General features: G+C 51.3%; 13 protein-coding genes. 7 read left to right on the top strand and 6 right to left on the bottom strand.

Features of this window, described 5'->3' with window-relative positions; genetic code table 11:
• Positions 1-108: 108 nt before the first annotated feature.
• Together recN and nadK are read right to left on the bottom strand one after the other, a co-directional pair.
• Positions 109-1,770, bottom strand: coding sequence for a DNA repair protein RecN (gene recN, locus BS640_RS15320; protein WP_017489902.1), 1,662 nt, complete (start codon positions 1,768-1,770; stop codon positions 109-111).
• 98 nt (positions 1,771-1,868) lie between these two features.
• Positions 1,869-2,747 (bottom strand): NAD(+) kinase, encoded by an 879-nt coding sequence (nadK, locus tag BS640_RS15325; RefSeq protein WP_017489901.1) that lies wholly within the window; start codon positions 2,745-2,747, stop codon positions 1,869-1,871.
• A 137-nt stretch (positions 2,748-2,884) separates the two neighbouring features.
• Here nadK and grpE point away from each other — a divergent pair, with 137 nt between their 5' ends.
• The gene (gene grpE, locus BS640_RS15330) at positions 2,885-3,472 is read left to right on the top strand and encodes a nucleotide exchange factor GrpE (RefSeq protein ID WP_017489900.1); all 588 of its coding nucleotides are present in this window, start codon (positions 2,885-2,887) and stop codon (positions 3,470-3,472) included.
• 76 nt (positions 3,473-3,548) lie between these two features.
• Here grpE and ung read toward each other — a convergent pair whose 3' ends face one another.
• Positions 3,549-4,229 carry a uracil-DNA glycosylase gene (gene ung, locus BS640_RS15335; RefSeq protein WP_017489899.1) on the bottom strand — a complete coding sequence of 227 codons (681 nt, stop codon included), beginning with the start codon at positions 4,227-4,229 and terminating at the stop codon, positions 3,549-3,551.
• A gap of 205 nt (positions 4,230-4,434) precedes the next feature.
• Here ung and grcA point away from each other — a divergent pair, with 205 nt between their 5' ends.
• Positions 4,435-4,818, top strand: coding sequence for an autonomous glycyl radical cofactor GrcA (grcA, locus tag BS640_RS15340; RefSeq protein WP_017489898.1), 384 nt, complete (start codon positions 4,435-4,437; stop codon positions 4,816-4,818).
• Between the two features lie 51 nt (positions 4,819-4,869).
• Here the strand turns inward: grcA and srmB are convergent, their stop codons facing one another.
• Positions 4,870-6,186, bottom strand: coding sequence for an ATP-dependent RNA helicase SrmB (srmB, locus tag BS640_RS15345; protein ID WP_017489897.1), 1,317 nt, complete (start codon positions 6,184-6,186; stop codon positions 4,870-4,872).
• A 159-nt stretch (positions 6,187-6,345) separates the two neighbouring features.
• Between srmB and trmN the strand changes: the two genes are divergently transcribed.
• On the top strand, positions 6,346-7,089 hold the full coding sequence (gene trmN, locus BS640_RS15350) for a tRNA(1)(Val) (adenine(37)-N(6))-methyltransferase TrmN (protein WP_084912874.1): 744 nt from the start codon (positions 6,346-6,348) through the stop codon (positions 7,087-7,089).
• A gap of 13 nt (positions 7,090-7,102) precedes the next feature.
• Here trmN and nadB read toward each other — a convergent pair whose 3' ends face one another.
• Positions 7,103-8,704: an L-aspartate oxidase gene (gene nadB, locus BS640_RS15355; RefSeq protein ID WP_192503381.1), complete on the bottom strand. Its 1,602-nt coding sequence runs from the start codon at positions 8,702-8,704 to the stop codon at positions 7,103-7,105.
• 213 nt (positions 8,705-8,917) lie between these two features.
• Between nadB and rpoE the strand changes: the two genes are divergently transcribed.
• Genes rpoE through rseC form a run of 4 tightly spaced genes read left to right on the top strand, consistent with a single transcriptional unit; the run spans position 8,918 to position 11,631 of the window.
• Positions 8,918-9,493 carry an RNA polymerase sigma factor RpoE gene (rpoE, locus tag BS640_RS15360; protein ID WP_009636997.1) on the top strand — a complete coding sequence of 192 codons (576 nt, stop codon included), beginning with the start codon at positions 8,918-8,920 and terminating at the stop codon, positions 9,491-9,493.
• Between the two features lie 30 nt (positions 9,494-9,523).
• Positions 9,524-10,171 carry an anti-sigma-E factor RseA gene (gene rseA, locus BS640_RS15365; RefSeq protein ID WP_017489894.1) on the top strand — a complete coding sequence of 216 codons (648 nt, stop codon included), beginning with the start codon at positions 9,524-9,526 and terminating at the stop codon, positions 10,169-10,171.
• Positions 10,171-11,127, top strand: a complete 957-nt coding sequence (gene rseB, locus BS640_RS15370; RefSeq protein ID WP_017489893.1) for a sigma-E factor regulatory protein RseB — start codon at positions 10,171-10,173, stop codon at positions 11,125-11,127. Before rseA ends, rseB begins: the two co-directional genes overlap by 1 nt.
• Positions 11,128-11,163: 36 nt before the next feature.
• The gene (rseC, locus tag BS640_RS15375; RefSeq protein WP_017489892.1) at positions 11,164-11,631 is read left to right on the top strand and encodes a SoxR-reducing system protein RseC; all 468 of its coding nucleotides are present in this window, start codon (positions 11,164-11,166) and stop codon (positions 11,629-11,631) included.
• 147 nt (positions 11,632-11,778) lie between these two features.
• Here the strand turns inward: rseC and BS640_RS15380 are convergent, their stop codons facing one another.
• On the bottom strand, positions 11,779-12,600 hold the full coding sequence (locus BS640_RS15380) for a DUF6585 family protein (protein WP_017489891.1): 822 nt from the start codon (positions 12,598-12,600) through the stop codon (positions 11,779-11,781).
• Between the last annotated feature and the right edge of the window lie 134 nt (positions 12,601-12,734).

The raw sequence follows: 12,734 nt of genomic DNA on the forward strand, positions 1-12,734 counted from the left end.
TAACATTCCTTTAGGGCATAAGATGCCGATGATAATAGACCTTTCATCAGTTTGAAACCTTTGCAGGGCACCAATATGACCGCTGAAATGTAAAAAAGTTGAGCTTTATTACGCTGCTAACAACTCTTTTGCATTGGCAAGGGTGTTTCTTGTCACCTCGCTCCCCCCCAACAGACGGGCCAACTCCTGCAAACGTGCTTTTTTATCTAACCGATTCATCTGGGTTTCAGTCACTTCACCGTCAGTTTCTTTGCTGACAAAATAGTGCTGATGTCCGCAACCTGCAACCTGAGGCAAGTGAGTCACGCACATAACCTGTGTGGACTCTCCTAACTGGCGCAGTAGTTTACCGACAATCGCAGCGGTTGGGCCACTGATACCGACATCGACTTCATCAAAAATAAGCGCTGGGGTTTCCATTTTCTGTGCTGTGATAACCTGAATCGCCAGAGCGATACGGGAAAGCTCACCGCCAGAGGCCACTTTCGCCAGCGCCTGAAGGGGTTGACCGGGGTTAGTGGTGACCTGGAACTCGATACGGTCTGCGCCTTCAATGCTCAGGTTCTCAGGAATAAACTGTACCTGAATATTAAACTTACCGTGAGGCATTGAGAGGGTTTGCATACTCTGTGTAATAAGCTGAGTGAGCTCATCGGCAAAGTGCTGGCGTTGCTGGTGCAGCGCATGCGCAATATCCAGCGCTTGCTGGTGGTGAAGATGCACGGCATCGCTTAACTCGGCCTGATTGGTTTCCTGCGCGTCGAGCGCACTTTGTTCTTCGAGCAGCTGACGATGTAACTCAGGAAGCTCTTCTGCCGTTACGTGATGCTTGCGTGCAAGTGCCATTTGGCGAGAGAGACGCTGTTCCAGTTCGAACATACGGTTTGGGTCCATCTCTAGCCTTTCGCTGTAGTGACGGAGCTCGTCACTGGCTTCACTTATCTGGATAGAAGCATCATCAAGCATGACGATCAGGTCATTCATTTTTTCATCGAGTTCAGCGAGTTCGGTCAGCTTGTTTTTAACCGTATACAGCAGGCTGCTGATATTTTGATCTTCACTGTCGCTCAACAGATAAAGGGCACTCTGGCTTAATGACAGAAGCTGGCCGCTGTTTGCGAGCAGTTTATACTCTTCGTCGATTTGTTCATATTCGCCCTGCTGCGGGGCAAATTCGTTAAGTTCTTTCAGCTGATACTGCAGAAGCTGACGACGTGACTCGCGTTCATTAACCTGCTGTTGGAACTGCGCCAGCATACGGCAGCTGTGATGCCAGTTCTGATAGGCCGTTTTCATCTGAGAAAGCAGAAAAGATTGCGCCGCGTAAGCGTCGAGCAGGTGTTTTTGGTGCTCAGGCTTAACCAGCATCTGGTGGGCGTGTTGCCCGTGTATTTGAATGAGATGGTGGCCGATTTCTCTCATTTGCGACAGAGGAACCGGCGTGCCATTGATAAAACCGCGAGAGCGGCCGTCGGCGCTGATGGTTCTGCGTAGAATACAGTCCTGGCCTTCATCAAGCTGATTATCAATGAGCCATTGTTTAGCGGAAGGGGTATCTGCCAGCGTAAAACGAGCACAGACGTCGGCCCGTTGAGTGCCGAGACGAACAGCATTGCCATCGGCTCTGCTGCCCAAACAGAGGCCCAAAGCGTCGATGGCGATAGATTTACCTGCACCGGTTTCACCGGTTATTGCCGTCATACCCGCATGAAAATCAATTTCTAACTCGCGAACAATGGCAAAGTTATTGATAGTAAGTTGCGCTAGCATGATCACCTTCCTGTATATAACAACAGACCTGTAATTTCGTACAGTATAAACTGGTTTTATATACAGTAAAGCCCTGAGTCTCTGATTTCATGAAAAAATCAGAATAATTTTTTTGACCAGCCTAGTTTCGTGCTTAATGTATTGAAATAACTGTAGTCTTTAGGGTGAATCAGGTTCAGATAATAATCACTTCGTCTGATAATGACCTCTTCACCCTGTTGAATTGGCAGGGCAATCTGACTGTCACAGCTTATCTCCAGGTCAATACTCATATGCGAAAACTTCAGGCAAATAGTGCTGCTGCTGTTGATAACCAGCGGTCGGGCCGAGAGGGTATGTGGGAACATCGGCACCAGCGCAATCGCGTCCAGCGTCGGCGTCAGAATAGGGCCACCGCCTGAGAGCGAATAGGCCGTCGAGCCGGTTGGCGTTGAAATAATCAGCCCGTCCGAACGCTGGGAAAAGGCGAAGCTGTCATCGATATAAACTTCGAATTCAATCATATGCGCGACCTTGCCCGGATGAAGCACTACCTCGTTAATCGCGGTGCTTACCCGGCTCTGCTCGTCGCCACGGCGCACGATTGCCTCGAGCAGGAAGCGCTGTTCGCTGATATATTCGCCTTTCAGCACGTCGTCGAGTTGCTGTAGGGCATTATCGGGATCGAGGTCGGTGAGGAACCCCAGATTGCCACGGTTGATGCCGATCACCTTGATATCGTAACGCGCGAGAACGCGTGCGGCACCAAGCATGTTGCCGTCACCGCCTACCACGACGGCCAGAGAGGCAAGCTTGCCGATTTCGGCCAGCGTCCCGGTCTGCGCGTCTTTCAAGGATAAATCTTGAGCCACCTGACGCTCGACGATGACCTGGTGACCTTTCGAGATCAACCAGTGATAAAGCATTTCATGGGTAGCCAGAGCGGAAGGATGGCGGGGATGACCAACTATCCCAATACACTCAAATTTTTTGTTCATTGCTTTGGTTATCCTCGAAACCGCATGTGTGTCACCTGGAGTATGGCCTGTAAATCAGATATCAGGCCTTGAAACCCTAGTTTTGATCCCCATAATAAGCCAACTAGCAAGATTAAAGCTAAAACGCGGAGATATTCATGAGTAGTAAAGAACATAAGACGCCTAACGAGCAAGCCTCGGATGAACTGAATCAGGAACAAGAGCTGCACGCGGAAGTGGAAACTCAGGCGGCTGACGTCGTTGATCCGCGTGATGCACGTATCGCCGAGCTGGAAGCCCAGCTGAAAGAAACTCAGCAACGCGAGCGCGAAAGTCTGCTGCGTGCGAAAGCTGAAGTGGAAAACATTCGTCGTCGTACCGAGCTGGACATCGAAAAAGCGCATAAATTTGCCCTTGAGAAGTTTTCTGGCGAACTGCTGCCGGTTATCGATAACCTGGAGCGCGCACTGGACTTGGCCGACAAGTCGAATGCAGAACTCACCTCAACTATCGAAGGCGTTGAGCTGACCCTTAAATCTCTGTTGGGTGCAGTGAGCAAATTCGGTCTCGAAGTCGTTAACGACGTCCATGTCCCGTTCAACCCGGAATTGCATCAGGCAATGACTCTGATGGAATCTGAAGAGCTCGAGCCGAACCACGTTATCATGGTGATGCAAAAGGGTTACACCTTGAATGGCCGTTTGCTTCGTCCTGCAATGGTTGCCGTTTCCAAGGCTAAAGCCTGATTCGACCCTGTTCCAGAACGTCAAAGGCACCCACGGGGTGCCTTTTTATTTTGTGTCTGCGACATAGAGTCATCGCTTATGCCGGCAGTTTTGGCATCCAGTCAATCGGCGGCAGTCCCTGCTGTTCAAGCAGCTGATTGGCCATCGAGAAATGCTTACAGCCCAGAAAACCGCGGTGGGCCGAGAGCGGCGACGGATGCGGGGCCTTTAATACGCGATGTCGTACCGGGTCGATAATGCTGCCTTTCTTCTGCGCATGCGATCCCCAGAGCAGGAAGACCACGCCTTCACGATGCGTATTCAGCACGCTTATCACCTTGTCGGTAAAGGTTTCCCAGCCCAATTTGGCATGAGAGTGCGCCTGCCCGGCCTCGACCGTGAGCACGGTGTTAAGTAGCAGCACGCCCTGATCGGCCCAGCTTTGCAGATACCCGTGATGAGGGCGCTCAAATCCCGGGATGTCTGTCGCCAGCTCCTTATAAATATTGACCAGGGAAGGAGGCGCTGGGATGCCAGGTTTCACGGAAAAGGACAGTCCATGGGCCTGATTTGGGCCGTGGTAAGGGTCTTGCCCAAGAATAACCACCTTGACCTGTGAGAACTCGGTCGAGCGAAAGGCGTTAAATACCTCTTCCTGAGGCGGATAAATAGTCTTCCCTGATGCACGTTCTGTCGCGACAAATTTCAGGGTATCCAAAAAATAACTCTGCTGTTTTTCCTGGCCAATCACGTCGTGCCAGGTGAGCGGGACTGCCATAAGCGCTCTCCATTTATACGAAATTTTAATCTGCGTAGCTTACCTGCTCAGGCTCGCCAGAGATACTCTCTCTGCGTCCTAATTGATTTTTATCAACACGGCTTTCTCTGCCAACTGATATACCAGAAGCATGCTTAGGAAGGATTGCCGCCCTCATCAGACGACGATCGCTTGCTCGTTTCAATTTTAAGAATGGAGAGAAACTATGATCATCGGGATCCAAATCACTCAGGCCAATAACGACGCGCTTAAAAACTCTTTTTGGCTGCTGGATGATGAAAAGTTTGAGGCACGCTGTATTTGTGCAAAATCAGGCTATCAGGAAGGGCAAACTGTGCCGGTTAGCGAGTTGGGTAAATTCGAATATCGTGAAATACCGCTAGAGATTCAGCCAACGGTTCGCGTAGAAGGGGGGCAGCATCTTAACGTTAACGTCATGCGTCGTGAGACGCTCGAAGATGCGATAAAACATCCTGAGAAGTATCCTCAGTTGACTATCCGTGTCTCGGGGTACGCCGTGCGTTTTAACTCGTTGACGCCGGAACAGCAGCAGGACGTGATCACTCGTACTTTCACTCAGAGCCTGTAAAAACAAAAAGCCCCGTCATTAACGGGGCTTTTAGCAGGATTAAAACAAAAGTTAACTTTCTTCTGTTTTCGCCTTGCGACGTTTACCCACGTTTTTCGCATCGCGATGGCGTACTTTCACCTTCACTTTTGACTTCTCGGCTTCTTGCTTCTGCTTCTCTTTACGCTTGGCCAGCACTTTTTTCGACGGTTTACCGGTCGTCTTGGCGCTTGGTGCCTTGGTTTGCGGCCTTAACTCATCAATCACGCGTGACTTCAGAGGCTGATCCAGATAGCGCTCAATTTTACCGAGCAGCAGATGGTCATGTGCCTCGACCAATGAGATAGCCGTGCCTTTACGTCCCGCGCGGCCAGTACGGCCAATGCGGTGCAGATAAGTGTCGGCAGTCAGCGGGATATCGAAGTTGAACACGTGACTAATGTCATTGATGTCCAGACCACGTGCCGCGATGTCGGTGGCGACAAGCACGTTAACGCGGTCTTCGACCATACGTTTAACGGCTTCGGTACGCTTAACCTGCACCATTTCACCTTCGAGATAGCAGGAATTGATGCCCGCCTCACGCAGCCAGCCAACCAGTTCGTGCACGCGCTCACGTTTACGCACGAAGACCACTGATTTGGTCACGTCTTCCTGTTTCAGCAGGTGGCAAAGCAGCGCAGTCTTGTGCTTCAGGTCGTCTGCGCGGTAGTACCACTGCAGGATCTTCTTGCGCTCACGGCGTGAAGGATCGGCCTCGATCTCGACCGGTTCGGTCAGGATACGCTCGGCGAATTCACGAATCGCTTCACCTTCAAGCGTTGCCGAGAACAGCAACGTCTGCTTACGCCAGCGGGCCTCGGCCGAAATGGTCTCGATATCTTGAGCAAAGCCCATGTCGAGCATACGGTCGGCTTCGTCGAGAATTAAGGTTTCGATCGCGCGGCAGTCGAAGTTTTCTTCTTTTATATACTGAAGTAAACGGCCGGTGGTGGCGACGACGATGTCCTGATTCTCGCTGAAGACTTCAGCGTGGTTCATGTAGGCTACGCCACCGGTAATGGTCGCGATATCTAATTCAGTATGTGCGGCCAGTTCACGAGCCTGGTCAGCAACCTGCATCGCCAGCTCACGGGTTGGCGTCAGGATAAGAACACGTGGTGGACCAGACTTTTTACGCGGAAAGTCCAGCAAGTGTTGCAGAGCAGGCAGCAGGAATGCTGCGGTCTTGCCGGTGCCGGTAGGCGCCGAACCCAACACGTCGCGTCCGTCCATCGCCGGCGGAATGGCCTCTGCCTGAATAGCAGTAGGGCGGCTATAGCCTTTGTCGCTCAGCGCTTCGATCAGGCGTTCATCGAGTTCGAGTTCGGAAAAATTCGTTACAGTCATGGTCTACCTCTACTTGGGGCGCCGATTATAGACGTGTTAGCCGCGTACTTCACCTATTTAAGCGTAAAGGGGCGCTTTTACTCATAATGGCTTTGTCTTATGCTTAGCGCATTATGCCATGAACACCTTATATTTCGGTGAAAACAACAGGAAAGCGTAGTGACTGAAGCCCGCGCCAGCAAGCCTCTTCGAGGTAACGGATTTACCTTTAAACAATTTTTCGTCGCCCACGACAGATGCGCAATGAAGGTAGGCACCGACGGCGTATTGCTCGGCGCCTGGTCACCGGTCGAGGGTGCCAGGCGTATTCTGGATATCGGTACCGGCACCGGCCTTGTCGCGCTGATGCTGGCCCAGAGAACGCAGAATGAGGTTCGCGTCGATGCCGTTGAGCTGGAAAGTGCCGCTGCGGAGCAGGCAAAAGAAAACTTTGCCGAGTCGCGCTGGTCTGGCCGGCTTCACGTCTATGCTGAGGACGTAAACCATTTCGCCCAAAACGCGGCGCAGGGCTATGACCTAGTTGTCAGTAATCCGCCGTACTTTGAGTCCGCGGTTGCCTGCCGTGACGAAGCCCGTAATGCCGCGCGCTATACCGAAACGCTGACCCATGAGGCGCTGTTAGGCTGCGCCAGCAGGCTGTTAACGCCTCACGGCACCTTTTGCGTAGTCTTGCCCTATGAGATTGGGCTGACGTTCGAACAGGCTGCGGCGGCGCAAGGCTGGCATACTCGTGCGCGGATGGACATTCGTGATCGGCCTGGAAAACCGTTGAACCGCATGCTGCTGGCGTTGACAAAACAGCCGGGAGAACCCGACTACCGCGAGTTGGCACTCCGTGAGCAGCTTAACGTCTACAGCACGGAGTTCAGACGTCTGATTACTGATTTCTACTTAAATTACTGAGTATTCTCTGAAATCAGGGCTGCAAAATAGTGGGTTGAGGATCGTCAAGCAGATCGGGATAGTCGAGCGTAAAGTGTAAACCTCGGCTTTCCTTTCTCGCCATCGCGCTGCGCACAATGAGCTCGGCGACCTGCACCAGATTGCGTAGTTCGAGCAAGTTGTTCGAGATGCGGAAATTGGCGTAATACTCGTCGATTTCATGTTGTAGCATATTAATGCGTCGCAGCGCGCGCTCCAGACGTTTGGTGGTGCGCACAATGCCTACATAGTCCCACATAAACAGCCGTAGCTCATGCCAGTTGTGCTGAATCACCACTTTCTCGTCTGAGTCATCGACCTTGCTTTCATCCCACGCCGGTAAACTCTTCGGCATTTTGATACGCGGCAGTCGTTCGAGAATATCTTCGGCGGCCGACCAGCCGTAAACCAGACATTCCAGCAACGAATTGGATGCCAGACGGTTTGCGCCGTGCAGCCCGGTATAGCTCACCTCACCGATGGCATAGAGGCCGTCAAGATCGGTTCTGCCGTGCTGGTCTACCATCACGCCGCCGCAGGTGTAGTGTGCGGCAGGCACGATCGGAATAGGATCACGCGTAAGGTCAATGCCCAGCGAAAGCAGTTTTTCGTCGATCATCGGGAAATGATGCTTAATGAATTCCGGCGGGCGATGGCTGATGTCGAGATACATGCAGTCTGCGCCGAGGCGTTTCATTTCGTGGTCGATAGCTCGTGCTACCACGTCGCGAGGAGCGAGTTCGCCGCGCGAGTCGAAGTCGGGCATGAAGCGGGTGCCGTCCGGACGCTTCAGATAAGCCCCTTCGCCGCGCAGGGCTTCGGTCAACAGGAAATTGCGCGCCTGTGGATGATAAAGGCAGGTCGGGTGAAACTGATTAAATTCGAGATTAGCGACGCGACAGCCCGCACGCCAAGCCATGGCAATGCCGTCACCGGAGGCGACGTCAGGGTTAGTGGTGTATTGGTAGACTTTCGCCGCTCCGCCGGTCGCCAGCACCACGGCTTTGGCGCGCAGGGTTTCGACCTGCTCGATGTCGCGGTTCCAGACATACGCCCCTACCACACGCTGTGTGCCGGGTAATCCAAGTTTGCTCGAGGTGATAAGATCCACCGCGTTATAGCGTTCTTTTACGCTAATATTGGGGTGGGACCTTGCTTTCCCTACCAGCGTGGTTTCTACTTCTTTACCAGTAGCATCAGCAGTATGGAGAATACGCCGATGGCTATGGCCGCCTTCTCTTGTTAAGTGATAGCGTTCTTCTGCGCTGTTGCCGGTTTCTGTATCAAAGAGCACGCCCTGATCGATGAGCCATTGAACGCAGTGTTTGGCGTTGCTGGCAATAAATTCGACGGCCTCTTTGTCACACAGGCCCGCACCCGCGATTAACGTGTCGTCGACGTGTGAACCGATGCTGTCGGTTTCGTCGAATACGGCCGCGATGCCGCCTTGGGCATAGAAAGTGGACCCTTCATTGAGTGGCCCTTTGCTAAGAACGGTGACTTTACAGTGGTCTGCGAGGCGTAGCGCTAATGAAAGGCCCGCGGCACCACTTCCAATAATCAATACATCACTAACAAAGTCTGATGAAGGTTGCATAACGTATGATGTTTGCAGAAGAAGAGGGAAATTCATGTTAGCCTAAATGGACTGGCAAAAGCCACGAGCACATACATCCGTTTAAAAACTTTGTGTTTTATGGAACTTAACATTCAGTTTGAACTCCAAGCAGTACTTGCTCAGGAAAATAATGATGAAAGCTGGCAGTACGACTTTTAGCGTGGAGATAGCTTTGGGGAGAGATTACCTCGGATGAGCGAGCAGTTAGCAGATCAGGTTCTGGTCGAGCGGGTCCAGAAGGGTGATCAAAAGTCGTTCAATTTACTGGTTGTACGCTACCAGCATAAAGTGGCGAGCCTTGTTTCCCGCTACGTTCCACAGGGCGATGTGCCTGATGTGGTTCAGGAATCCTTTATAAAGGCCTACCGAGCACTGGATTCGTTCCGCGGTGATAGCGCCTTTTATACGTGGCTGTACCGAATTGCCGTTAACACAGCCAAGAATTACTTAGTTGCGCAGGGTCGACGCCCTCCTTCGAGCGATGTCGATGCCAACGAAGCCGAAAACTTCGAAAATGGTGGCGCACTGAAAGAAATATCGAACCCAGAGAACTTGATGTTGTCTGAAGAGTTGAGACAGATTGTTTTTCGGACTATTGAAGCGCTTCCTGAAGATTTGCGGATGGCAATTACTCTCAGGGAGTTGGATGGTTTGAGCTATGAAGAGATAGCCGCCATTATGGATTGCCCGGTGGGCACGGTGAGGTCGCGTATTTTCCGTGCTCGAGAAGCTATTGATAATAAAGTTCAACCGCTGATTCAGCGTTAGCGATGGCGGACACTTAAAGGGTACTTAGGCATGCAGAAAGAAAAGCTTTCGGCTCTGATGGATGGTGAAGCAATTGATTCCGAACTTTTGAGTTCGCTTTCAAATGACAAAAAGCTTCAGGAAAGTTGGCAGAGTTATCACTTGATCCGTGACTCTATGCGCGGTGACATTGGAACTGTTGTACATCTGGATATCGCAGACAGAGTGGCAGCTGCTTTGGCAAATGAACCTGCCAAGCTCGTTCCTGGCGCTACCAAAGAATCACAACCCTTGCCACACACCTGGCAAAAGATGCCGTTCTGGCACAAGGTTCGCCCGTGGGCGAGTCAGCTTACTCAGGTCGGGGTCGCGGCGTGTGTTTCACTGGCGGTTATTGTCGGCGTGCAGCATTACAGCCAGCAGGATGCGACCGGTGCTTCACCGGAAACTCCGGCGTTCAATACCCTTCCTATGATGGGTAAAGCATCACCTGTTAGTTTTGGTGTGCCAAATGAAGGCAGCGTCGCGAGCGGCCCGCAAAATATGCAGGAACAGCGCAAGCGTATTAATGCTATTTTGCAGGACTACGAGTTGCAGCGCAGATTGCATTCTGATCAGCTTCAGCTGGACTCTGTTACTCCGCAACAGGCAGCTATTCAGGTCCCAGGTAATCAGTCTTTAGGAACGCAAACGCAGTAATGAAGCAAATTTGGTACGGTGTTTCCCTACTGACGTGCAGCATGCTCACCATCAATACCGCCTCGGCCGAGAATCCACCCGCTCCCGAGGCGTTATTGCAACAAATGAGCGCTGCCAGTCAATCATTGAACTATGAAGTTGCCTTTATCAACATCACGAAACAGGGCATAGATTCATATCGTTATCGTCATGCGAAGACGAAAGGCACCCAGCTCGGCGATCTCCTGCTGATGGACGGACCGCGTCGCGAAGTTGTGCAACGCGGGAACGACATCAGCTATTTTGAGACCGGACTACAGCCCTTCACTTTGGCAGGCGATCACATCGTTGACTCGCTCCCCGAACTTGCCTTCAGTGATATCGCCAATCTTTCCAAATTCTACGACTTTATTGCCGTAGGCAGGGCGCGCGCCGCCGATCGCTCAAGTGAAGTGATCCGCGTGGTGTCACGTGATGGAACCCGATTCAGCTATATCGTCTGGATTGACGAAAAAGACAAGCTTCCGCTGCGCGTCGACTTGCTCGACAAAGATGGCGAAACGCTTGAGCAGTTTCGTGTGATTTCCTTGACCGTCGACCCTGATGTGGCCGAAGCATTTAACGGTATTGATAAAGCTAATTTGCCCCCGGTGCTGAGCATTCCAGACTCAAGCAAGACGCAGTTTAGCTGGAGCCCGAAATGGTTGCCTGAAGGCATGAAGGAAGTTTCTCGTAGTAAACGAAACCTGCCAAACATGCCTGTTACCATTGAATCAAGGCTTTATAGCGACGGGCTGTTCAGCTTCTCGATTAACGTGAATCCGTCGAGCAGCGTCACTTCCGATCAGATAGTGCGTCAGGGCAGAAGAACGGTGCAAACCGACGTGCGTAACGGCAATGAGATAACCATAGTCGGCGAGTTACCACCTTCCACAGCCAAACGTATTTCTGATAGTATTGTCTTCACAGGGCAATAATGGGTCTGCATTTTAGCGTAAGGGCAGGGTACTCCGATGATGAAAGAATGGGCCACCGTAATCTCGTGGCAAAATGGTGTTGCAGAACTGCGTTGTGAAACGCAGGCCGGTTGCAGCAGCTGTCATTCGCGTTCAGGTTGTGGTTCTCGCGTGCTTAACGAGTTGGGTCCACAGACCGAGCACAATTTGCAGGTCAGCAGCGCCGAGCCACTGGAGCCAGGTCAGAAGGTTGAATTGGGCATTATGGAAGGCAGCCTGCTGCGTTCCGCGCTCATCGTCTACATGCTGCCTCTGTTTGGCGTCATCTTCGGCGGCGGTGTACTTCAAAGCTTATTCAAGGCTGATGTTTATGCGTTGATGGGTGCCGTGGCGGGAGGGGCAATTGGATTTGCTTCTGCACGTTATCTGGCTTCTAAGGTTTCAGATAAAGCGGCCTATCAGCCAGTCATTCTGCAGGTAGGTTTACCGCCTAATGCTTTCCGTTTCCAGCCGGAAACCAAATAATTTCCGACCGCGTTCTAAAAAGCGTTCCATTCACCCCTTAATGAATAGCAAAGGGAGTGAGGAGCGCTTTTTTCGTTTCTGAGGTGCCGCTTTTTGCCAGGCGAGAACAGACTAACCTTAATCTCTGATATAAATCGACGGCCAACATTAGCGTCGAATCGGGATACGATTTTGGATCATGTGCTCTATCAGCGCGATGAACAGATCGGCGCTGAACAGGGAGGTGTAGGGCACCGAGAATAAGGCTCTGCCGTGCATGTCGAGCAATTTGATGGTCTGGCTATTGCTGCCGCCGCTGATGAAATGCACCTCTTCAATCGGCACGTGGTGGCCGTCGTCAGAGTCCAGCGTACGAGCAGAAAGGCGCAGCTTTTTCTCGTTCATCATCAGAAAATTGCCGCGCAGAAAGCGCCGTATCTTACTCTTGCTCTCGGTAAGATAGCTGAAGCTGACGGTGCCATCCTGAGCCAGAGTATTGAGCGCCTGAGGGCCACGAAACAACAGTTGCTCATTCTTGATGACTTCGATAAGCCTGTCCGCATGGGCAATGTTGGGGGATATTTTATACCACGGCTTGTCGATGTTTTCGCGAAACGCCATGGTATTTAATATCTTCCTGGTATATTTTCCGGAGCGATAACGGTAAATGTCGCTTATTCCCTCGAATGGAATAAATTTATTCTTATTATCAGGTTTTGAAATGACCAGAACACCATTTTCATAAAGCTGGAATATTTGGCGCGGTTTAATAAACTGGCGCAGGATAATCAGAACAATACCTAAAGAAATGCTGAATACCGTGGACATAAGAATGGCGTGCTGCTCAAAGTAGCCAGATTTTCCCAGGGTGAGCAAAAACACAAGCTGCACGGCACCCGCGACCATCAGTAGCGTAGCGAGAACCATGGTTATCCATGAGTTTGCCTTTGCAAAGCCGTGCCGGCTAAGCAGCCGACCTTCATTGATCATGACATTAACCTTGTGACCGATTGATTGTTTTATCTAGAAATAGTTAAAAGAAATTAATGATAAATATGAGTGGTGCATCGCATAACTTTATTTTTTATAACAGTTAGTTAATTGTATTTTGCCCGCCCAGTAAA

The sequence above is a fragment of the Rouxiella badensis genome, assembly GCF_002093665.1.
Lineage (GTDB): Bacteria > Pseudomonadota > Gammaproteobacteria > Enterobacterales > Enterobacteriaceae > Rouxiella > Rouxiella badensis.